Source organism: Streptomyces sp. NPDC053750 (genome assembly GCF_044544295.1).
In the GTDB taxonomy this organism is placed as follows: domain Bacteria; phylum Actinomycetota; class Actinomycetes; order Streptomycetales; family Streptomycetaceae; genus Streptomyces.
Map to the genome: position 1 here is coordinate 231,746 of NZ_JBITXB010000002.1, position 17,385 is coordinate 249,130.

Here is a 17,385-nt window from a genome sequence, read left to right on the forward strand (position 1 = left end):
ACGGTGGCAGTCTTGACGTATGCCCGAACTGCCCGAGGTCGAGGCGCTCAGGGACTTCCTGACCGAGCACCTCACCGGCCGTGAGATCGTCCGCGTGCTCCCGGTGGCGATCAGTGTCCTGAAGACGTACGACCCTCCGCTCGCCGCGCTGGAGGGCCACCAGGTGGCCGCCGTGCACCGCCACGGCAAGTTCCTCGACGTCGAGACCGCCGGCGGCCCGCATCTGGTGACGCACCTGGCCCGCGCGGGCTGGCTGCACTGGAAGGACAGCCTCCCCGACGGCCTGCCCCGTCCCGGCAAGGGTCCCCTCGCCCTGCGCGTCGCCCTGGAGACCGGCGCCGGATTCGACCTGACGGAGGCGGGGACGCAGAAGCGGCTCGCCGTGTACGTCGTGGCCGACCCGCGGGAGGTGCCGGGCGTGGCCCGGCTCGGCCCCGACCCGCTCGCCGACGACTTCGACGAGGCGCGCCTCGCCGGTCTCCTCGACGGCGAGCGACGGCAGCTCAAGGGCGCCCTCAGGGACCAGAGCCTGATCGCGGGGGTGGGGAACGCGTACAGCGACGAGATCCTGCACGCGGCGCGGATGTCCCCCTTCAAACTGGCCGCGTCGCTCACCGACGAGGAGACCGCCCGGCTCTACGCGGCCCTGCGCGGCACGCTCACCGAGGCGGTCGAGCGCTCCCGGGGCATCGCGGCCGGCCGGCTGAAGGCCGAGAAGAAGAGCGGGCTGCGGGTGCACGGACGCACCGGCGAGCCCTGTCCGGTGTGCGGGGACACCATCCGCGAGGTCTCGTTCAGCGACTCCGCGCTCCAGTACTGCCCCACCTGCCAGACCGGCGGGAAGCCGCTGGCGGACCGGAGGCTGTCCCGGCTGCTGAAATAGCGGCAGCCCCAGGGCCGACCGAGGCCGGCGCGGGGTCATCCGGTGGGCAGCGTCACCAGATGCTCGCCCTGCGCGGTCCGTACCTCGTAGCGGGCGATCTGTCCGGGGTGCAGGGCGGCCCCGCCGCGCAGGGTGTGCGGCCGGGTGTCGTGCCCCGGGTCGTTCCAGCTGGTGACCGTCTGCTCGGTGCCGTCCCGGCCGACGGCTACCAGCCGGCAGGCGCGCGGGCCCGTCCCGTCCTTGACCTTGAGCTCGACATCGGTGCCCCAGGCCGCGTCCTCGGCCGTGACCTGCGCCCACACCCCGGAGTGCGCGTCGGTCGCGGTGACCCGGGCCACCGGTTCGGGCCCGCTCGCGTAGAGCACGGCGCCGGGCCCGGCCACGGCGCACACCACCGCGGCGGCCACGGCGTACAGCAGCCGCCTGCGGCCGGCCCGGTGGCGCGAGGCCACCTCGGACAGCAGACGGTCCAGCAGTCGTGGTCCGGGCCTGGTCATGGGGTGGACGAGACGCGGTGTCGCCCGTCGGTACAGCATCAACTGACGGGTCGCGGGACCGAATTCGGTCATCTGCGCCGTGCACCGGGGGCAGTCCATGAGGTGGTCCTCGAAGCGGAACGCTTCCGCCTCGTCCAGCACGCCGAGCGCGTAGGCGCCGACGTCACGATGCCTCTCCAGGGACCTCATGCCGAATCCTCGTACCGTTGGGTGCGGGTGGGGTTACTCCTTGCTCCCACCGGTACGCGCCCGACAGCCGAATCACTCAAGCCACGGACAGAATCGCCACCAAGGGGTTCGGAGCGGAGGGGCCCGTGGATTGGTCCGTCCTCGAAGAAGTTCGGCCACCCGGAAGCGCGGGCGCCTGGACGCCTAGAAGAGGTGGATCGCGAGGTGGCCGAGCGGGAGCCCCAACTGCCAGGCCGGCGTCCACACCTTGGGCCCCTCGTCCTCCCCGGTCACCGGCGCCCCGCCGGGCACCGCGTTCAGGTCCGGGGCGAGCAGCTCGGTCTCCCGCAGCCAGCGCCAGGCGGCCCGGGCCAGCTCCAGGTCCGGCGCGTACCGGCCGGCGGCGACCGCGTCGGCCGTGACCTCGGCCAGGCGCTCGCGGACCCACTCCTGCCACGGCTGGTCGTAGGCCGTGAGCGACAGCCAGGTCTCCAGGTGGGTGATGACCCGGATACCGCTCAGCTCGTTCTCGGTGTCGGACAGGAAGACGGTCAGCGCCAGGGCGTCGCGCCCGGCGCGGAACTCGAAGGACGTCGGCGGCATCAGGTCGCCGGTCCGCAGCAGCTCGTCGGCGATGTACTCGGCGTAGAACCACGCCATGGGGACGGTCGGTTCGCCCCCGTCGGCGCCGTCCGTGCTCTCGTGACCTCTGTGCAGCATCCCTTCCTGCCTTCCTCCGGTGCGTGCGTGTCGCCCGACCCGGGTCATGGGCCCCCGTCCGGAACACGGATGAGGACAGCCGATTACTCAACCGGGGTCCACTGCAAGGCGCTTTACGGAGGCTTGACCAAAGGGACGGTTTCACCGCAGGTCGGCGGCGTATCCCGGTAGCACCCTGCGCAGGGCGCGCAGCGCGTAGTACGCGCGGGACTTCACGGTACCGGGCGGGATGCCCAGGGCTGCCGCCGCTTCCGCCACACTCGCCCCCTGGAAGTACACCAGCACCAGGACTTCACGGTGCTCCGGAGTGAGTGTCTTCACAGCCTCGCGCACGTCCAGGGCGGCGGCGGCCCGTTCGGCGTGGTCGGCGCAGACGCGGGCGTTCTCCAGCACGGCGTCGCCGACCTCCGCGGGCCGCGCCTGCCGGGCCCGGCGCGCGTCGATGGCGAGGCGCCGGGCCACGGTGAGCAGCCAGGGCCGCACCGAGTCGAAGTCGTCGGCGCGCAGGGCCTCGGGGTGCTGCCAGGCGCGGACCAAGGTCTCCTGCACGAGGTCCTCGGCGCGTTGCCGGTCCCCGTCGCTGAGCCGCAGCAGCAGCGCGAAGAGCGGCCGGCCGTGCTCGCGCTGCAGTGCGGCGAGCTCGTGCTCGGCGGTCGTCCCGTTCGTCCTGTTCGTCAGGGTGATTCCGGCCGTCATGGCCGTATGGCATCGCAGGGTGCCCTCCGGGGACAGGGCGCGCGCACAGGTGTGCGACGGACGGTCGATCGCGTCGACGAACGGTTCGACGAACGGTCGGCGCGGCCCGTTCGCCCACGCCGGACGGGCTAATGGGCGTGTCGGAGCCGCCCGTGACGACGGAAGCCTCTTTATCTGTTTGTAGGTAAATGTGACTTTCCTTGAACGTTCCTTGGTGTGCGCGACCCCAGCGGAGTGAACGGATGATCACACGCAGTCGGCAGGTGGCCCTGGTCCTGACCGCCCTTCTCACCGCCGGAGCGGCCTGCCGGGCCGGCGGCCACGAACCGCCGAACCGCCCCGCCCCGGCCCCGTCCGCCGCGGAGGCCGGCGCCTTCACGCTGGTCGCCTCCGGCGACGTACTGCCGCACGACTCGATCATCGAACGGGCGCGCTTCGACGCCGGCGGCACCGGCCACGACTTCCGCCCCATGCTCGCCGACGCCCAACCGGTCGTCGCGCCCGCGGACCTCGCCCTGTGCCACATGGAGACCGTGTACGGCGCGGCCGGCGACTACAGCGGCTATCCCTTCTTCAAGTCCCCGCCCGAGGTGGCCGACGCCCTGGCCGACACCGGCTACGACGGCTGCTCCACCGCCTCCAACCACAGCGTCGACGACGGCGCCGACGGCATCCGCCGCACCCTGGACGCCCTCGACCGCGCCGGCGTACGGCATGCCGGAACCGCGCGTGCCGAGGCCGAGGCGCACACCGCGACGCTCATGCACGCCGGCCGGGCGAAGGTGGCCCACCTCGCCTACACCCTCCACACCAACGGCCACCCCCTGCCCGACGGGCAGCCCTGGGCGGTCGGCCTGATCGACGAGGAACGGATCCTGGCGGAGTCCCGGGCCGCCCGCCGGGCCGGCGCGGACGTCGTCGTGGTGTCCCTGCACTGGGGTACCGAATGGCAGGACGAGCCCGACGCGACCCAGTTGGCCCTCGCGAGCAGCCTGACCGCCGCCCGCACCGGCGACCGCCCCGACATCGACCTGATCCTCGGCACCCACGCCCACGTCCCGCAGGCGTACGAGAAGGTCAACGGCACCTGGGTGGTCTACGGGATGGGTGACCAGATCGCGGGCGAGATGACCAACGGCCGGGGCGCCCCCGATCAGCGCGGCAACCAGTCGACCATCGGCCGCTTCACCTTCGCCCCGCCCGCCCGGCCCGGCGAACGGTGGCGGGTGACCAGGGCCGAGTTCGTCCCGTACCTGTTCGACGTCGACGCCGGACGGGTGGTGAACCTCAACCGGGCGGTGGAGAAGGGCGCCGAGGTGCAGGGGGTGCGCGACCGCATCCGTGACGTCGTGCTCAGCCGGGGCGCGGCCGGGGACGGGCTGGTGATGGGGAAGTAGGCACGTGGGTGAGCGGGTCAGGTGACGTCCACGTGGTCGAGGGCGTGCAGCATGGCCCCGAGCACCCGCAGGCAGGTCGCGACGTCGGTGTCCGTGAGGTCCCCGCCGACCTCCCGCAGCAGCGCGTGCTCCCGGTCGAGGACGTCGGTGATCGCGGCCCGGCCCTCGTCCGTGAGCCGGATCAGGGACGAGCGCCGGTGCGCCGGGTTCGGGACGCTCTCCACCAGGTCCTGGGCCGCGGCGTCGTTGACCATGCGCTGCACGAACTGACGGCTGATCGCCTGGGCCCGGCCCATCTGCGGCACGGTCATCGGACCGTGGCGGTGCAGCAGGGTCAGCACGGCACGGACGCCCACGGAGAGACCGTCGACGGCCAGTCCCTGCTCGACGCTGCGCTGCGCGCGCCGGTAGAGGGGGCCGACCAGGTCGTACACCTCGGTGAGGCGGTGGGCGAGCGCGTCCGGGGGGAGTGGCGCGGTGGTGTCGTTCACGTCCCCATCATGACACCTTGGTTGCCAAATTCCGGTCAAGATGACACCTTGGTTGTCATGACTGCTGCTTCGGATCTGCGTTACTTCACCTCCTCGGACGGGGAGCTCGCCTATCGCGACGCCGGGGACGGGGACCTCGTGGTGCTGCTCCACTCCGGATTCGTCGACCACCGCCTGTACGACGCCCAGATTCCGGCCCTGGCCGCCCACCACCGCGTGATCGCTCCTGACGTACGCGGTCACGGCTTCTCGGCCAACGCCACCAGACCGTTCCGCTGGGCGGACGACCTGGCCGAGCTGCTGCGGCACCTCGACGCCGGTCCGGCCGTGCTCGTCGGTCTTTCCATGGGCGGCGGGATCGCCACCGACACCGCCGTGGAACACCCGGAACTCGTCCGTGCGGTGGTTGCCTGTGGCGCTGCCACCAGCGACTTCGAGTACACCGATCCCTGGTATCGGGAGATCCGGGCGGAGTACGCCCGTACCCTGGCGACCGGTGACCTCGAGGGCTGGCTGGCCGCGTTCCTGCGCGTGGTGCCCGGCCCGGACCGGGCGGCGGACGACATAGACCCGGGCATCCCGCGCCGCCTGAGCGAAATGGCCCTGCACACGATGTCCAAGCACAGCCCCGGCGAACCCAACCTGCACACGCCGATGACCGACACGTGGTCCCGGGTTCCGAAGATCGACGTGCCGGTCCTCGCCGTCAACGGCTCGTTCGAACCGGACGACCTGACCGGCGCTGCCGAACGACTGGTCCGCAGCGTTCGCGACGGCCGGTCCGTGACCGTCGACGGAGCCGGCCACTACACGAACCTGGAGAAGCCGGAGGAGTTCAACGGGATCCTGCTCGACTTCCTGCGCACCCTCTAACGGCGCGCCAGCTCCGACTTCCGGTACGAGTACCCGAAGTAGATCACCAGCCCGACGGCGAACCACACGGCGAACCGGGCCCAGGTCTGCCACTGCAGGAAGGTGATCAGCCAGATCGAGAAGACGATCCCCAGCGCCGGCACGAACGGCATGAACGGCGTGCGGAAGGTGCGCGGCAGGTCCGGCTGCCGGTAGCGCAGCACGATCACCGCCGCGCACACCACCACGAACGCCAGCAGGATGCCGATGTTGGTCAGCTCGGCCGCCTCGCCGATCGGCAGGAACCCGGCGATCAGCGCCGACGCGACACCGACGATCCAGGTCACCCGGGTCGGCACACGCCGCGTCGGGTGGGTCTTGGCGAACCACTTGGGCAGCAGCCCGTCGCGGGACATGGAGAACCACACGCGGGTGACGCCCAGCATGAAGGTGAACATCACCGTGAGGATGCCGATGATGGCGCCCACCGCGATCACATCGGCCAGGCCGCTCAGTCCCACCGACTTGAACGCCGTCGAGAAGCCGCTCTCCGGGTCGATCTCCGTGTAGTGCTGCATGCCGGTCAGCACCAGGCAGGCCGCCACGTACAGCACCATCGAGATGATCAGCGAGTAGATGATCGCCTTGGGCATGTGCCGCTGGGCGTCCTTGGACTCCTCGGCCGCCGTCGACATGGCGTCGTAGCCGAAGACCGCGAAGAACACCGTGGCCGCGCCGGTGAACGCCCCGCTGACCCCGAACGGGAAGAACGGGTTGTAGTTCGCGGTGTTGATGTGGAAGACGCCGACCGCGATCACCAGCAGCACCACCAGCACCTTCAGCACGACCACGACCATCTCGAAGCGCGCCGCGTTCTTGATGCCGAGCGTGAGCAGATACGCGATCAACAGGCACAGCAGCGCGGCGAACAGGTCGATCCGGTGGCCGTCGCCGGTGCCGGGCGCGCCCAGCATCCAGTTCGGCAGGTCGGCGCCCATCTCACCGATCAGGAAGCTGAAGTAGCCGGAGATGCCGATCGCGACCACCGCCACGATCGCCGTGTACTCCAGGAGCAGGTCCCAGCCGATGAACCAGCCCGCCAGCTCACCGAGGACCACGTACCCGTAGGTGTAGGCCGAGCCCGCCTTCGGGATCAGCCCGGCGAACTCGGCGTACGACAGCGCGGCCGCCGCGCTCGCCACACCGGCGATGAGGAAGGAGATGAGGACCGCCGGGCCCGCCGTGCCGTTGGCGACCGTGCCGGCCAGGGTGAAGATGCCGGCGCCGATGATGCCGCCCACGCCGATCGCGGTCAGCTGCCACAGCCCCAGCGAGCGCTCCAGGCCCCCGCCCTCGCCGCTCTCCGTCTCCTCGATGTGCTCGATGGGTTTGCGGCGGAGAACGCCCTCACCCATGCGGAACCCGGCCATGCGCCTCACCTCTTTGTGAACGGCAAACGGCTGACGGTGGATCATGATGACGCACACACGCCCGCGACGGAAGCCACGACGCACACACCACGGCCAGGAGGTTTACGGCACCACGGTCACCGGCCAGCGCCCCGCCTTCACCAGCCGGACCGCGACGGAGCCGACGAACCGGTGACCGGCCTGCTCGGAGGCCCCCACCACCACCGCGTCCGCCTTCAGCTGGTCGGCCGTCCTCACCAGGCCGGTGTACGGGTCGCCACGGAACGTGTGGAACTCCCAGCGGACGTCGAAGATCCCCTTGACCCGTTCGGTCGCCTCCCGGATATGGGCCACCAGGTCCTCGGCGATCTCCTCGGTCGTCCCCGCCACCGGCGCCCCGAGCGCCGCACCCGCCGCCAGCACCGGCTGCACGTACACCACGGCGAGCAGCGCGCCCTGCCGCCGGGCCAGACCGCCGGCGTAGGCCGCGGCACGGAGCGAGGAGTCGGAGCCGTCCACGCCGACGACGATGACCTTGGGTCCGTCCGTGCCCCGTTCGAACTGATGGGAGTGCTGTTCCGTCACGCGGCGAGGCTATCGGAGTCGTCCCCGGTCCTGGGCCGGGCGGGTGGTTCCGTGCCGCCGCACCGGTGTTGCTCAGGTGCGCCGGACCGTCACCGGGCGACTGATGAGTCATGCAGAAGGATCAGTTGCTCACACGACGCCGCGCCCTGCTCGCCGGTGCCGCGGCCGTGGGAGCCGCCGGCGCCGCCGGTGCGCTCGCCGTGGGCCTGGGGGACGGTCCGCCGGCCCGGCCGCTCGCCCCCGCCCCGGGCCCCCCGGCACACCGCCCGCTCAAGCCCTCCGCCTACCGCCTCCAGCCCCTGACCGGATACGGCTCGCTCCGGGCCGCGCCCCACCGCCCGCCGGTGCGCAGTGAGCCGATCCTGCGCATCTCGGGCCGGGGCCGCGCCATGCTGCTCACCTTCGACGACGGCCCCGACCCCCGCTACACCCCGGACATCCTGGACACCCTGGCGAAGTACGACGTGCGCGCGACGTTCTTCGTGTGCGGGGAGATGGCCGACCACAACCGGGACCTGCTGTCCCGGATGGCCGACGAGGGACATGTCGTCGGCAACCACACCTGGTCCCACCCCCTGCTGACCCGCCTCACCCGGCGCCGCATCCGGTCCGAGATGGAGCGCACGAGCGAGGTCGTCGAGCAGGCCTACGGCGAGCCGCCGCGCTGGTTCCGGGCGCCGTACGGGGCGTGGAACCGCGCCGCCTTCCAGCTCGGCGCCGAACTCGGCATGGAACCGCTCGCCTGGACCGTGGACACCCTCGACTGGACCACCCCCGGCACCCGCACCATCGTCGACCGGGTCGAGGACGGCGCCGCCCCCGGCGTCGTGGTGCTCTCGCACGACGCCGGGGGCGACCGCTCGCAGAGCGTCCGCGCCCTGCGCCGCTATCTGCCCGGGCTGCTGGACTCCGGCTACCACCTCACCGTCCCGCGGCGGCGGCACCCCTGACGGCGCCACGCCCGCCCGGCCGGGGCACGCTCAGCGGACCTCGGTCAGGCGGGCGAAGGCGACGACGTTCCCCGCGTAGCCGTTCTGCTGGGTGAAACCGCCGCCGCAGGTGATGACCCGCAGTTCGGGGCTGCCCTTGGAGGCGTAGACCCGGTCGCCGGGGAAATCGTCCTTCGCGAAGACCTCGACGCCGTAGATCTCGAACACCGCCGTCCTTCCGTCCTGGCGGTGCACCTCCACCGTGTTTCCCTTCTTCAGGGCCCCGAGTCCGTAGAAGACCGCGGGTCCCTCGTCGTTGTCGACGTGGCCGACCACGACCGCGGTGCCCTTCTCGCCGGGGGAGACCGCGCCGGTGAACCAGCCGGCCAGGTTCGGGTCCTCCGGCGGCGGCGCGGCGACCCAGCCGTCCGCGTCCAGACCCACCGGAATGACCGGCGCGTCGACCTGGATGGCGGGGATGGAGACCTGGTCGGGCACCCCGTACGGCAGGGGAGCGAGGCTCGCGACGGCGCTGTCGCCACCGGTCACCTCCCGGGTGTCCGCGGCCGCGGCCGACGCCGGCTGCGGCGGGCCCGCGTCGAACTCCCCCGAACCGTTGCGAATGAGCGCCAGCCCGGTCAGCAGAACCAGCGCTATCACGCCCCAGGGAGCGCGCTTCCTCGGTCGCTCCTCTTCCTCGGCCGCCTCGGACGCGTACATTCGCCATCCCCTCTGGCCGTCGTCGTGCCATCCGCGCATACGGGAACGCTAAGCGCCGCGCGCGCGACCGGCGACGGGGCAGTGGCGAACGGGTGGCGCTCGCGTCCTTCCGTGAGCCATCCGGGACGGGTCCGAGGCGACTTTTCTGACGGTCCGTGACCTGCGGTGATATCCGCTCGCGCGGTTCCGGGGCGAGAGGGCCCTCACCAGGACGGACCATTCCCGAAGTGCGCCCCGTCGCAGGGCAACTGAGGGTCTTTCCGGGAGGCGTTTTCTCGCCGATCGACCGGGGACGGGTCCCGGGACGCCTTCCGCGGAGGCTCACATGCGCAACACTCGTGCCCTGGCGGCCGCCGGCGCCGCCGTCGCTGTCCTCGGACTGGCCGCCCCCACGGCCACCGCCGGCGGCGACCACCACCAGCAGCCGCGCAACATCGTCGCCCTGCCCAGCGTGATCGCCCGCGGCGGTCAGCTGACCGTCACGGTCGACGGCTGCCCGCAGGGCGGCACGATGGCCTCGCGTGCGTTCCGGACGGCCCACCTGACCCCGGTCAGGGGTGCCAACGCGACGTCCAGGGGCACCGCCACCATCAGGCAGGACGCTCGTCCCGGGTCGTACGACATCACGGTCGACTGCTCCGGCAGACGGCTGACCCGTCCGGCGGCCTTCACCGTCATCGGTGGTGTCCGCGGCGGTCTCGGCGGCAGCAACTCCACCGGGGCCACCCCGGCCGACGTCGCGATCGGCGGCGGGATGGTGGCCACGGCCGTCGCCGGCGGCGGTCTGTTCTGGATGCGGCGCCGGGCCGAGCGCCGATTCTGACCGTCCCTGTCTCCCGCGGTTCGAATCCCGCCTCGCGGGGCGGGCCTTCGGAACCTCGCCCCGGACCGCACCGGATCCGGGGCGAAGCCGTGTGTGAACGGGGCGGGGAGTCAGGCGCCTCCCTCGCCGGAGCGGCGGCGCGAGAAGGCCGAGCCGGAGCCGCCCACGGCCGCCCCGGCCGGTCCGCAGGCGGAGAGACAGGCGGAGAGACAGGCGGCGAGAGGGACGGCGGCCGGCAGTGCGGCCGGAGCGACGGGCATCGCGCGCATGGTCGGTCCTCCGGATCTCCGGGGCGCGGCGTCGGTTCCGTTCCGCTCGCGCCAGGAATGCACCTCGATGCCCGTAACGCTAGGAAGCCGGGCGGGTCGGCGCGAGCGCAGTCGCGCGAACGGGGCAACGGAGTGCGCCGCTCGGGGGACGGCGGCGGCGTGTCGACGCCTCCCGGCGGGCCCTTTGGGAAGGCCGCGCCGGGAGCGGACCCGTACGGACGCGTCAGCCCTCGACGCCCGGGAAGAGGTTCAGGAACGGCTCCGTCGACGCCGCGACGCCGCGGCTGAACGGCGCGTCGAAGTCCCAGATCAGGAAGAGCAGGAAGGCGATCAGCGCCGAGAACAGCCCGGCGAGGACCAGTTCCCGGGTCGTACGGCGGATCTGCAGGGCGAAGATCATCCCGATCGTGATGACGGCCCCGGCCACCAGCCCGAACCACACCACCCCCGGCATGGTCGCCCCCGTGGACTCCGACCGGGCGATGCGGGCCTGGTCGGCCGCGGTCACCTGGTCGACGAGCGGCTGGTACGCCTGCGCCTCGAAGTCCGTCCTCGGCTCGTAGTCGGTGACGTCCGCGCGGACGCGGTCGAGGAGCTCGGTGCCGCGTTCGGTGACGCGGCCGTGGTCGGCCATGGTCTTCCACTCGGTGGTGACGACGTGTCCGACATAGGCGTTGACATCGTCCCGGATGCGGTCACGGACGTCGGGCGGATAGACGCGGACGCGTTCCGAGATCTCGTGCAGCGCGACGGCCTCCGTCTGCACGTGCTCCTGGGCGGCGCTGCGCGCCTCCCAGACACCGGCGATGGCCAGGCCCAGGACGATGGCGTACACCACGCCGATCCACATCGTCATGTACTCGATGACGTCAGGGGTCTCGGTGGTGTCCTCGTCGTCGGACGCCCTGCGGTGCCGTACGAGGGTGATGACGACCACCACGGCACAGGCGGCCAGCATCGCGAGGGTGAGAACAAGCCATTCCGGCAAGGGAGGCCTCCAGAGGGATCAGCGCGCACGGAGCGCGGCGACGGCGACCACCGCGGGCACCGTGATGAGCAGGACGAAGACGAGCGGCGACGTGGCACCGCGTGAGGACCGCTGCTGCGGCCGGGCGGCGCGGTAGCGCGGGTAGTGCACCGGGCTGAGCGACGGCCGGGGCGTGGGAGTGGCGGACGGTCCGGGCGCGGGGGCCGCGGGACGCACCGGCGCCGGGGTCGGGGCGGGGGGCGGTGCCGGCTTCGGTGTGAGAGTCGGCGTGGGGGTCGGAAGGGGGCGGGCCGGTGCCGGCTGCGGAGGCGGCGGGGGTGGCGGCTCGGGTCGCGGGGTGGGTGGCGCCGGCGGGGGAGGCTTCGGTGCCGGGGGTGGCGGGGGAGTGGGCTTGGGCGGGGGTTTCGGCGTAGGCGTCGGCGTGGGGGTGGGCGTCGGCGTGGGCTCGGGGCAGGGCGGGAAGGTGGGCCAGGAGGCGCTCCCGGCGACCGCCCTCGCATCGGTGCCGTCCGCTCCGGACGACACGTACGCACAGGCGTCGGCCCGCGCCGGGCCGATCGGCACGCCGACGAGGGCGAACACCAGCGTCAGCAGCGCCAACACCCGTGCGGCCAGGGCGGATCGGGCAGGTTGGGGTCCATGCACGTCGCTGATCATGGAGCCTGGCGCGCCGGGCCATGGCGGAGTGCCGGACGATTGCCCCGAAGGAGGGACGCGGGCCGGTCCGCGGTTTGACCGGCGGACCTCCGCACGCACCCGGTTTCGTACCTGTGTGCGAGGAGTCCCGGGGGGGCCGGGAGGCGACCGGAGGCCGGACCGGAAAGAAGCCGGGAAGAAACCGGAAAAGAAAACCTGCCGCCGGTTGAACACAACCCGCTCCCCGGTGCGTACCCAGTGTCGTGCGGCGGCGCAACAGGGCGCCCCAACAGCTTGGCGACGATCGGGGATTGACGATGAAGACCTCCTGGCGGAGCGCCTCACTCGCGGCGAGCGCTGCGGCGTTGCTGGCGCTGACGACGGGGTGCGGCCAGGACGGCGGCCCCGCCGCGGGCAGCCAGAACGTGGGCGCCACGGCCGCGCCCGGAGACGTCGGCGACCTCGGCACCGGGGCGGGCGCGGGAATCGGCGCCGGCGCGAACGGCACCCAGGCGTCGGCGAGTGCGCCGGAGCCCGCGGGCAAGCTGTCCGTCTCCACGAACGCCGAGATCGGCGAGCTGGTGACCGACGGGAAGGGCCGCACCCTCTACCGCTTCGACGCCGACACCGCCAAACCGCCCAAGACGACGTGCGAGAACGACTGCGCCACCGCCTGGCCGCCCGTGGCCGCGGACGACGCGCTCGCCGGCGAGGGCATCGACAAGGCACTGCTCGGCGAGGTCACCCGCGCCGACGGCACCAAGCAGCTGACCATCGGCGGCTGGCCGGCGTACCGCTACGCCAAGGACACCGCCGCCGGGGACGTCAAGGGCCAGGGCGTCGGCGGCAAGTGGTACGCGCTCGCCGCGGACGGCAAGAAGGCCGAGGCCGAGGACGCGGCCGGCCTGTCCACCCGCAACGATCCGGAACTCGGCGAGATCGTCGTCGACAGGAACGGCATGACCGTGTACCGCTTCCTCAAGGACGAGGCCTGGCCGGAGCCCGTGTCGGCGTGCACCGGCGCCTGCCTGGAGAAGTGGCCGGTCGTGGCCCCCGTCGAGGCCGACGACACCAAGGGCGTCGAGAAGAAGGGCCTGATGAGCTTCACCCGGCCCGACGGCGCCGCCCAGCAGACCATCGACTGCTGGCCGATCTACACCTTCGCCGGAGACAAGAAGGCCGGCGACACCAACGGTCAGGGCGTCGGCGGCACCTGGTACGCCGTCGCACCCGACGGAAAGCCGGTCGGCGCGCCGAAGAAGTAGCGCCCTCCCGCCCGCCGCTCCTCGGCGCGCGCGACCAGCGGGCCGTCCCCTCCGTACCCGTACGGAGGGGACGGCCCCGTTCGCGCGCTTTGGCGTGCCTTGACGCGCCTTGCCACGTGGCACGTGCCGCAGGCAGTGACCGGGAACGGACGGTCAATTTCCGTTTGGGCTCGCCCCTTTGGCGGGCGATCAGTAGCCTCAGCTCGAACACCGGATCGCCTATGCCCCTGGAGAGCCAGATGGAGCGCCCCGCCTGGGCCCCCCGCAGCATCGACATCTCGGTGCCCAGCGTGTCCCGGATCTACGACTTCTACCTGGGCGGTTCGCACAACTTCGAGGTCGACCGGGAAGCGGCCCGCAGGGCCATGGAGTTCATGCCGGGACTCCCCAAGATCATGCAGGCGAACCGGGCGTTCATGCGCCGTGCCGTGCGCTTCGCGGCCGCCGAGGGCATCGACCAGTTCCTGGACATCGGTTCCGGCATCCCCACCTTCGGCAACGTCCACGAGGTGGCCGGACGCAGCCGTCCTGGCGCCCGCGTGGTGTACGTCGACCACGACCCGGTGGCGGTCGCGCACAGCCAGGCCGTCCTGGAGGGCCACGACGACGCGGACGTCGTGGCGGCGGACCTCCTCAAGCCGCAGGAAATCCTCGCCAGTGGGCAGGTGGAGCGGCTGATCGACCTGAATCGGCCGGTCGCCCTGCTGTTGGTTGCCATACTGCACTTCGTGGAAGACGCGGACGACCCCTACGCGGCGGTGGCCGAGCTGAGCGACGCGCTCGCGCCCGGCAGCCTGCTGGTGCTCACGCACGCCTCCTACGAGGGGGTCCCGCTGCCCGCCGAGCGGGCCGGGGGCGCGGTGGACGTGTACAAGGACATCCGCAATCCGCTGATCATGCGCTCGCGCGACGAGATCGCGCGGTTCTTCGAGGGGTACGACATGGTGGAACCCGGACTGGTTCCGATGCCGCGCTGGCGGCCCGAGGGTTCTGTGGAGGACGAGGACCCGTACGCGTTCTCCGGGTTCGCCGGCGTGGGACGTACGGCGTGAGCGCGGAGCCGGACGGGCCGGAGGACAGACTGCGCCGGTTCGCGACGATCTGGAGCCGCGCGGTCTTCCCCGTGACCTCGACGTCGGCGACCCGGCCCGAGTTCGAGGAGCGACTGCTGCCGCTGGCCCGCCGGCTGAGCGAGGTGCTGCGCGCCCGGAGCTTCGACGCCGAGCAGGCCAGGGCGGCCGGCGCCGCGCTCGTCGACGCGCACTGCACCGACCCCGAGGCGCTCGCGCGGACGCTGGACTGCGTCGACGCCTACCTCGTGCTCTACTGCGGCGAGGACGGCGACCCCGAGCACCTGCGGGCGCGTTCGGCACGGCTCCAGCACGCCGTGGCGGCCGGGTACGCCGGGGCGCTGCGCGAGCGCACCCTGGCGGAGCAGGAGGCCATCGCGCAGGCCGCCCTGAAGGCGCAGGGCGTGGTGGCGGAGGCCCTGCACGCCAGCGAGGCCCGGTTCCGCGCGGTCTTCGAGGGCGCCGCCATAGGCATCGGCATCGCCGACCTGGACGGCAACGTCCTCCAGGTCAACGGCGCGCTGATGCGCATGTTCGGCATCGCCGACCCGACCCTGCGCGGCCGCAGGGTCAGGGAGTGGTCGCACCCCGACGACGCGCCCCACGTCTGGCGGCTCTACGACGAGCTGGTGCGCGGCGAGCGCGAGCACTACCACGTGGAGAAGGCCTTCTACCGCCCCGACGGCACGGTCCTGTGGACCAACCTGACCGTCTCCCTGTTGCGCGACGCCGACGGCACTCCGCAGTACCAGCTCGCGCTGATGGAGGACACCACCGAGCGCCGGCTGCTCAATCTGCGACTGCGCTACGAGGCCACGCACGACGCGCTCACCGGTCTGCCCAACCGCAGCTTCTTCTTCGAACGCCTGGAGAAGGCCCTCAACGCGGGCCCGGGGCAGCGCTTCGGCCTGTGCTACCTCGACCTCGACGGCTTCAAGACCGTCAACGACAGCCTCGGCCACGCGGCCGGCGACCGGCTGCTCGTCGAGGTCGCGGACCGGCTGCAGGCCTGTGCCACCGCGCCCGGCGAGATGGTCGCCCGGCTCGGCGGCGACGAGTTCGTCGCGCTGACCACCGGCCCCGACACCCCGCACGAGGTCGACGAGCTCGCCGGGCGCATCATGAACGCGCTGCACGCCCCGATCAGCGTCGACGGCCGCGAACTGACCGTGCGCGGCAGCATCGGCATCGTCGAGGGCCCGGCGGGCGAGCGCAGCCCGGCGGAGGTGCTGCGCAGCGCCGACATCACGATGTACCGGGCCAAGTCGGCGGGCGGCAACCGCTTCGAGCTCGCCGACCCGGAGGCCGACGCCCGCGTCATCACCCGGCACGGTCTGACGACCGCGCTGCCGGCGGCCCTGGAACGCGGCGAGTTCTTCATCGAGTACCAGCCGCTCGTCCACCTCGGCGACGGCAGCGTGCGCGGCGCCGAGGCCCTGGTGCGCTGGCTGCACCCGCAGCACGGCGTGCTCGGCCCGGACCGCTTCATCCCGCTCGCCGAGCACACGGGGCTGATCGTGCCGCTGGGCCGCTGGGTCCTCGAGCAGTCCGTGCGGCAGGCCCACGCCTGGCGGGAGCGGTACGGCGAGACGACCGCCGCGGGGCCGCTGCGCATCAACGTGAACCTCTCGCCCTGCCAGCTCACCCACCCCGGCCTGGTCCAGGACACGGTCGACATCCTGGAGCGCACGGGCGTCGCGCCCGACGCGCTGTGCCTGGAGGTCACCGAGTCGGCCCTCATCGGCGCCGACGACGACCTGCTCAAGCCGCTGCGCCGGCTGGCCGAGATGGGCGTCGACATCGCCCTGGACGACTTCGGCACCGGCTACTCCAACCTCGCCAACCTGCGCCGGCTGCCGGTGAGCGTCCTCAAACTGGACCGCTCCTTCACCCAGAGCATGCAGCAGTTCCCGGCGGACCCGGTCGACCTCAAGATCGTCGAGGGCATCGTCGCCCTGGCCCACAGCCTGGACCTCGCGGTCACCGTCGAGGGGGTGGAAACCGGCGCCCAGGCCGAGCAACTCCGCATACTGGGCTGCGACACGGCCCAGGGCTGGTACTACGCCCGCCCGGGCCCCCCGGAGCGGCTGCACGAGTTGGCACTGGTGGACGCCGCGGGCTGAGCGGGGCCACCGGTCCGCGCACGCCCCGTCAGGGGCAGCTCGACTCACGCTCCGTCAGGTGCAGCTCGACTCACGCCCCGCCACGAGCGGCCTCGGCGACCTCCGTCGCCGCGCGGACGAGGGCCGCGGTCGCCGTGGAACGGGAGTGCTGGGGCCAGGCGAGGGAGAGGACGACGGGCGGGGCGTCCAGGACCTGGCGGTAGGCGACGCCCGGGCGCGGGTAGCGGTCGGTCACCGACGCGGGCAGCAGGGTCACGACCTTGCCGAGCGAGACGGCCGTGAGCACCTGGGCCAGGTCGCCGTGGCCGCGCCGGGCCTTGTCGATGTGCCGCTCCATGCCTGCGGCGTCCAGGCCGAGGTCGGCCAGCTCCAGCCGGTCGCGGGAGGCGAGCGGATGGTCCGCGGCGAGGACGGCGATGGAGAACCTGCTCGGGCAGGCGGCCGGCCTGCGCGACACGGGTGAGTTCCGCATGGCGTACGCCACGGACCGTGTCCTGCGGACCTGCGCCACCGCCGACATCGCCGCCACGACCGCCCGCCTGCTGCTCGACGATTCCTGGACCGGCCGCGCCGACGTGCCCCTCGTCGGCCCCGACGCGCTGACCCCCGCAGGCATGGCGGGGGTCCTGTCCGAGGTGCTGGGCCGCCCGGTACGGGTGCGGGAGACCACCCCGGAGGAGTACAAGGCGTCCGCCCTGCGGTGCGGGGCGAGCGAGGCGGGCGCCCGGAGTCTGGCCGACATGGCCTCGGCGAGGGACACCCAGGGCTTCTACGGCGAGGGAGAGCCCAGCACCCCGGACGCCGCGCCCACGAGCTTCCGCCGCTGGTGCGAGGAGGTCCTCAGGCCCGCCGCGCTCACCTGAT

At 72.5% G+C, this 17,385-nt stretch carries 18 protein-coding genes and 2 pseudogenes; 9 read left to right on the plus strand and 11 right to left on the minus strand.

Translation table 11 applies throughout. From position 1 onward, the window contains the following. The first annotated feature begins 19 nt into the window (after window positions 1–19). Complete coding sequence (locus tag ACIGO6_RS06400; RefSeq protein ID WP_399872125.1) at window positions 20–883, plus strand: Fpg/Nei family DNA glycosylase; 864 nt, start codon at window positions 20–22, stop codon at window positions 881–883. A 35-nt stretch (window positions 884–918) separates the two neighbouring features. Here ACIGO6_RS06400 and ACIGO6_RS06405 read toward each other — a convergent pair whose 3' ends face one another. The 3 genes from ACIGO6_RS06405 to ACIGO6_RS06415 form a co-directional block, all read right to left on the minus strand. Further along, a complete protein-coding gene (locus ACIGO6_RS06405; RefSeq protein WP_399872126.1) occupies window positions 919–1,569 on the minus strand; it encodes an anti-sigma factor family protein in 651 nt (216 codons plus the stop codon). Between the two features lie 183 nt (window positions 1,570–1,752). Further along, the gene (locus ACIGO6_RS06410) at window positions 1,753–2,268 is read right to left on the minus strand and encodes a hypothetical protein (RefSeq protein WP_399872129.1); all 516 of its coding nucleotides are present in this window, start codon (window positions 2,266–2,268) and stop codon (window positions 1,753–1,755) included. Between the two features lie 141 nt (window positions 2,269–2,409). Beyond that, on the minus strand, window positions 2,410–2,964 hold the full coding sequence (locus tag ACIGO6_RS06415) for a sigma-70 family RNA polymerase sigma factor (protein WP_399872132.1): 555 nt from the start codon (window positions 2,962–2,964) through the stop codon (window positions 2,410–2,412). 242 nt (window positions 2,965–3,206) lie between these two features. On the opposite strand from ACIGO6_RS06415, the gene ACIGO6_RS06420 reads away from it, so the two are divergent. Further along, window positions 3,207–4,361: a CapA family protein gene (locus ACIGO6_RS06420; protein WP_399872135.1), complete on the plus strand. Its 1,155-nt coding sequence runs from the start codon at window positions 3,207–3,209 to the stop codon at window positions 4,359–4,361. 17 nt (window positions 4,362–4,378) lie between these two features. On the opposite strand, the gene ACIGO6_RS06425 is transcribed toward ACIGO6_RS06420, so the two are convergent. Beyond that, window positions 4,379–4,852 (minus strand): MarR family winged helix-turn-helix transcriptional regulator, encoded by a 474-nt coding sequence (locus ACIGO6_RS06425; RefSeq protein ID WP_399872137.1) that lies wholly within the window; start codon window positions 4,850–4,852, stop codon window positions 4,379–4,381. Between the two features lie 57 nt (window positions 4,853–4,909). Here ACIGO6_RS06425 and ACIGO6_RS06430 point away from each other — a divergent pair, with 57 nt between their 5' ends. Continuing rightward, on the plus strand, window positions 4,910–5,725 hold the full coding sequence (locus tag ACIGO6_RS06430) for an alpha/beta fold hydrolase (RefSeq protein ID WP_399872140.1): 816 nt from the start codon (window positions 4,910–4,912) through the stop codon (window positions 5,723–5,725). Here ACIGO6_RS06430 and ACIGO6_RS06435 read toward each other — a convergent pair. After that, window positions 5,722–7,134 (minus strand): amino acid permease, encoded by a 1,413-nt coding sequence (locus ACIGO6_RS06435; RefSeq protein ID WP_399872142.1) that lies wholly within the window; start codon window positions 7,132–7,134, stop codon window positions 5,722–5,724. The two genes, ACIGO6_RS06430 and ACIGO6_RS06435, sit on opposite strands and share 4 nt — an antisense overlap. A gap of 102 nt (window positions 7,135–7,236) precedes the next feature. Further along, the gene (locus tag ACIGO6_RS06440; RefSeq protein ID WP_399872145.1) at window positions 7,237–7,698 is read right to left on the minus strand and encodes a universal stress protein; all 462 of its coding nucleotides are present in this window, start codon (window positions 7,696–7,698) and stop codon (window positions 7,237–7,239) included. A gap of 110 nt (window positions 7,699–7,808) precedes the next feature. On the opposite strand from ACIGO6_RS06440, the gene ACIGO6_RS06445 reads away from it, so the two are divergent. Next, window positions 7,809–8,648 (plus strand): polysaccharide deacetylase family protein, encoded by an 840-nt coding sequence (locus tag ACIGO6_RS06445; protein WP_399872147.1) that lies wholly within the window; start codon window positions 7,809–7,811, stop codon window positions 8,646–8,648. A 30-nt stretch (window positions 8,649–8,678) separates the two neighbouring features. On the opposite strand, the gene ACIGO6_RS06450 is transcribed toward ACIGO6_RS06445, so the two are convergent. After that, entirely contained in the window at window positions 8,679–9,347 is a 669-nt protein-coding gene (locus ACIGO6_RS06450) for a class F sortase (RefSeq protein WP_399872150.1), read from the minus strand. Window positions 9,348–9,672: 325 nt separating this feature from the next. Between ACIGO6_RS06450 and ACIGO6_RS06455 the strand changes: the two genes are divergently transcribed. Then, on the plus strand, window positions 9,673–10,170 hold the full coding sequence (locus ACIGO6_RS06455; protein ID WP_399872153.1) for a hypothetical protein: 498 nt from the start codon (window positions 9,673–9,675) through the stop codon (window positions 10,168–10,170). Between the two features lie 110 nt (window positions 10,171–10,280). On the opposite strand, the gene ACIGO6_RS06460 is transcribed toward ACIGO6_RS06455, so the two are convergent. From ACIGO6_RS06460 to ACIGO6_RS06470, 3 genes are all read right to left on the minus strand, one after another. After that, the gene (locus ACIGO6_RS06460; RefSeq protein WP_399872155.1) at window positions 10,281–10,430 is read right to left on the minus strand and encodes a hypothetical protein; all 150 of its coding nucleotides are present in this window, start codon (window positions 10,428–10,430) and stop codon (window positions 10,281–10,283) included. A 232-nt stretch (window positions 10,431–10,662) separates the two neighbouring features. Then, the gene (locus ACIGO6_RS06465) at window positions 10,663–11,427 is read right to left on the minus strand and encodes a DUF4239 domain-containing protein (protein WP_399872157.1); all 765 of its coding nucleotides are present in this window, start codon (window positions 11,425–11,427) and stop codon (window positions 10,663–10,665) included. A gap of 18 nt (window positions 11,428–11,445) precedes the next feature. Then, window positions 11,446–11,643 (minus strand): hypothetical protein, encoded by a 198-nt coding sequence (locus tag ACIGO6_RS06470; RefSeq protein ID WP_399872160.1) that lies wholly within the window; start codon window positions 11,641–11,643, stop codon window positions 11,446–11,448. Between the two features lie 737 nt (window positions 11,644–12,380). On the opposite strand from ACIGO6_RS06470, the gene ACIGO6_RS06475 reads away from it, so the two are divergent. From ACIGO6_RS06475 to rmdA, 3 genes are all read left to right on the plus strand, one after another. Next, on the plus strand, window positions 12,381–13,328 hold the full coding sequence (locus ACIGO6_RS06475) for an SCO0930 family lipoprotein (RefSeq protein WP_399873582.1): 948 nt from the start codon (window positions 12,381–12,383) through the stop codon (window positions 13,326–13,328). A gap of 239 nt (window positions 13,329–13,567) precedes the next feature. Next, window positions 13,568–14,380 carry an SAM-dependent methyltransferase gene (locus ACIGO6_RS06480; RefSeq protein ID WP_399872163.1) on the plus strand — a complete coding sequence of 271 codons (813 nt, stop codon included), beginning with the start codon at window positions 13,568–13,570 and terminating at the stop codon, window positions 14,378–14,380. Further along, window positions 14,377–16,521 (plus strand): cyclic Di-GMP phosphodiesterase RmdA, encoded by a 2,145-nt coding sequence (gene rmdA, locus ACIGO6_RS06485; protein ID WP_399872165.1) that lies wholly within the window; start codon window positions 14,377–14,379, stop codon window positions 16,519–16,521. Before ACIGO6_RS06480 ends, rmdA begins: the two co-directional genes overlap by 4 nt. Window positions 16,522–16,591: 70 nt before the next feature. On the opposite strand, the pseudogene ACIGO6_RS06490 reads toward rmdA, so the two are convergent. Further along, a pseudogene (locus ACIGO6_RS06490) lies at window positions 16,592–16,939 on the minus strand (LysR family transcriptional regulator); the annotation flags it as partial. Between ACIGO6_RS06490 and ACIGO6_RS06495 the strand changes: the two are divergent. Next, window positions 16,938–17,384 (plus strand): annotated as a pseudogene (locus ACIGO6_RS06495) (NmrA family transcriptional regulator); the annotation flags it as partial. The pseudogenes ACIGO6_RS06490 and ACIGO6_RS06495 sit on opposite strands and share 2 nt — an antisense overlap. Window position 17,385: the final 1 nt, after the last annotated feature.

What these genes read in the sequence shown, in the direction of transcription:
- ACIGO6_RS06430 (WP_399872140.1), top strand. Translation starts at nt 4,910, where the DNA reads ATGACTGCTGCTTCGGATCTGCGTTACTTCACCTCCTCGGACGGGGAG.
- ACIGO6_RS06410 (WP_399872129.1), bottom strand. Translation starts at nt 2,268, where the DNA reads ATGCTGCACAGAGGTCACGAGAGCACGGACGGCGCCGACGGGGGCGAA.
- ACIGO6_RS06455 (WP_399872153.1), top strand. Translation starts at nt 9,673, where the DNA reads ATGCGCAACACTCGTGCCCTGGCGGCCGCCGGCGCCGCCGTCGCTGTC.
- ACIGO6_RS06400 (WP_399872125.1), top strand. Translation starts at nt 20, where the DNA reads ATGCCCGAACTGCCCGAGGTCGAGGCGCTCAGGGACTTCCTGACCGAG.
- ACIGO6_RS06405 (WP_399872126.1), bottom strand. Translation starts at nt 1,569, where the DNA reads ATGAGGTCCCTGGAGAGGCATCGTGACGTCGGCGCCTACGCGCTCGGC.
- ACIGO6_RS06420 (WP_399872135.1), top strand. Translation starts at nt 3,207, where the DNA reads ATGATCACACGCAGTCGGCAGGTGGCCCTGGTCCTGACCGCCCTTCTC.
- ACIGO6_RS06475 (WP_399873582.1), top strand. Translation starts at nt 12,381, where the DNA reads ATGAAGACCTCCTGGCGGAGCGCCTCACTCGCGGCGAGCGCTGCGGCG.
- ACIGO6_RS06450 (WP_399872150.1), bottom strand. Translation starts at nt 9,347, where the DNA reads ATGTACGCGTCCGAGGCGGCCGAGGAAGAGGAGCGACCGAGGAAGCGC.
- ACIGO6_RS06435 (WP_399872142.1), bottom strand. Translation starts at nt 7,134, where the DNA reads ATGGCCGGGTTCCGCATGGGTGAGGGCGTTCTCCGCCGCAAACCCATC.
- ACIGO6_RS06480 (WP_399872163.1), top strand. Translation starts at nt 13,568, where the DNA reads ATGGAGCGCCCCGCCTGGGCCCCCCGCAGCATCGACATCTCGGTGCCC.
- ACIGO6_RS06460 (WP_399872155.1), bottom strand. Translation starts at nt 10,430, where the DNA reads ATGCCCGTCGCTCCGGCCGCACTGCCGGCCGCCGTCCCTCTCGCCGCC.
- ACIGO6_RS06445 (WP_399872147.1), top strand. Translation starts at nt 7,809, where the DNA reads ATGCAGAAGGATCAGTTGCTCACACGACGCCGCGCCCTGCTCGCCGGT.
- ACIGO6_RS06415 (WP_399872132.1), bottom strand. Translation starts at nt 2,964, where the DNA reads ATGACGGCCGGAATCACCCTGACGAACAGGACGAACGGGACGACCGCC.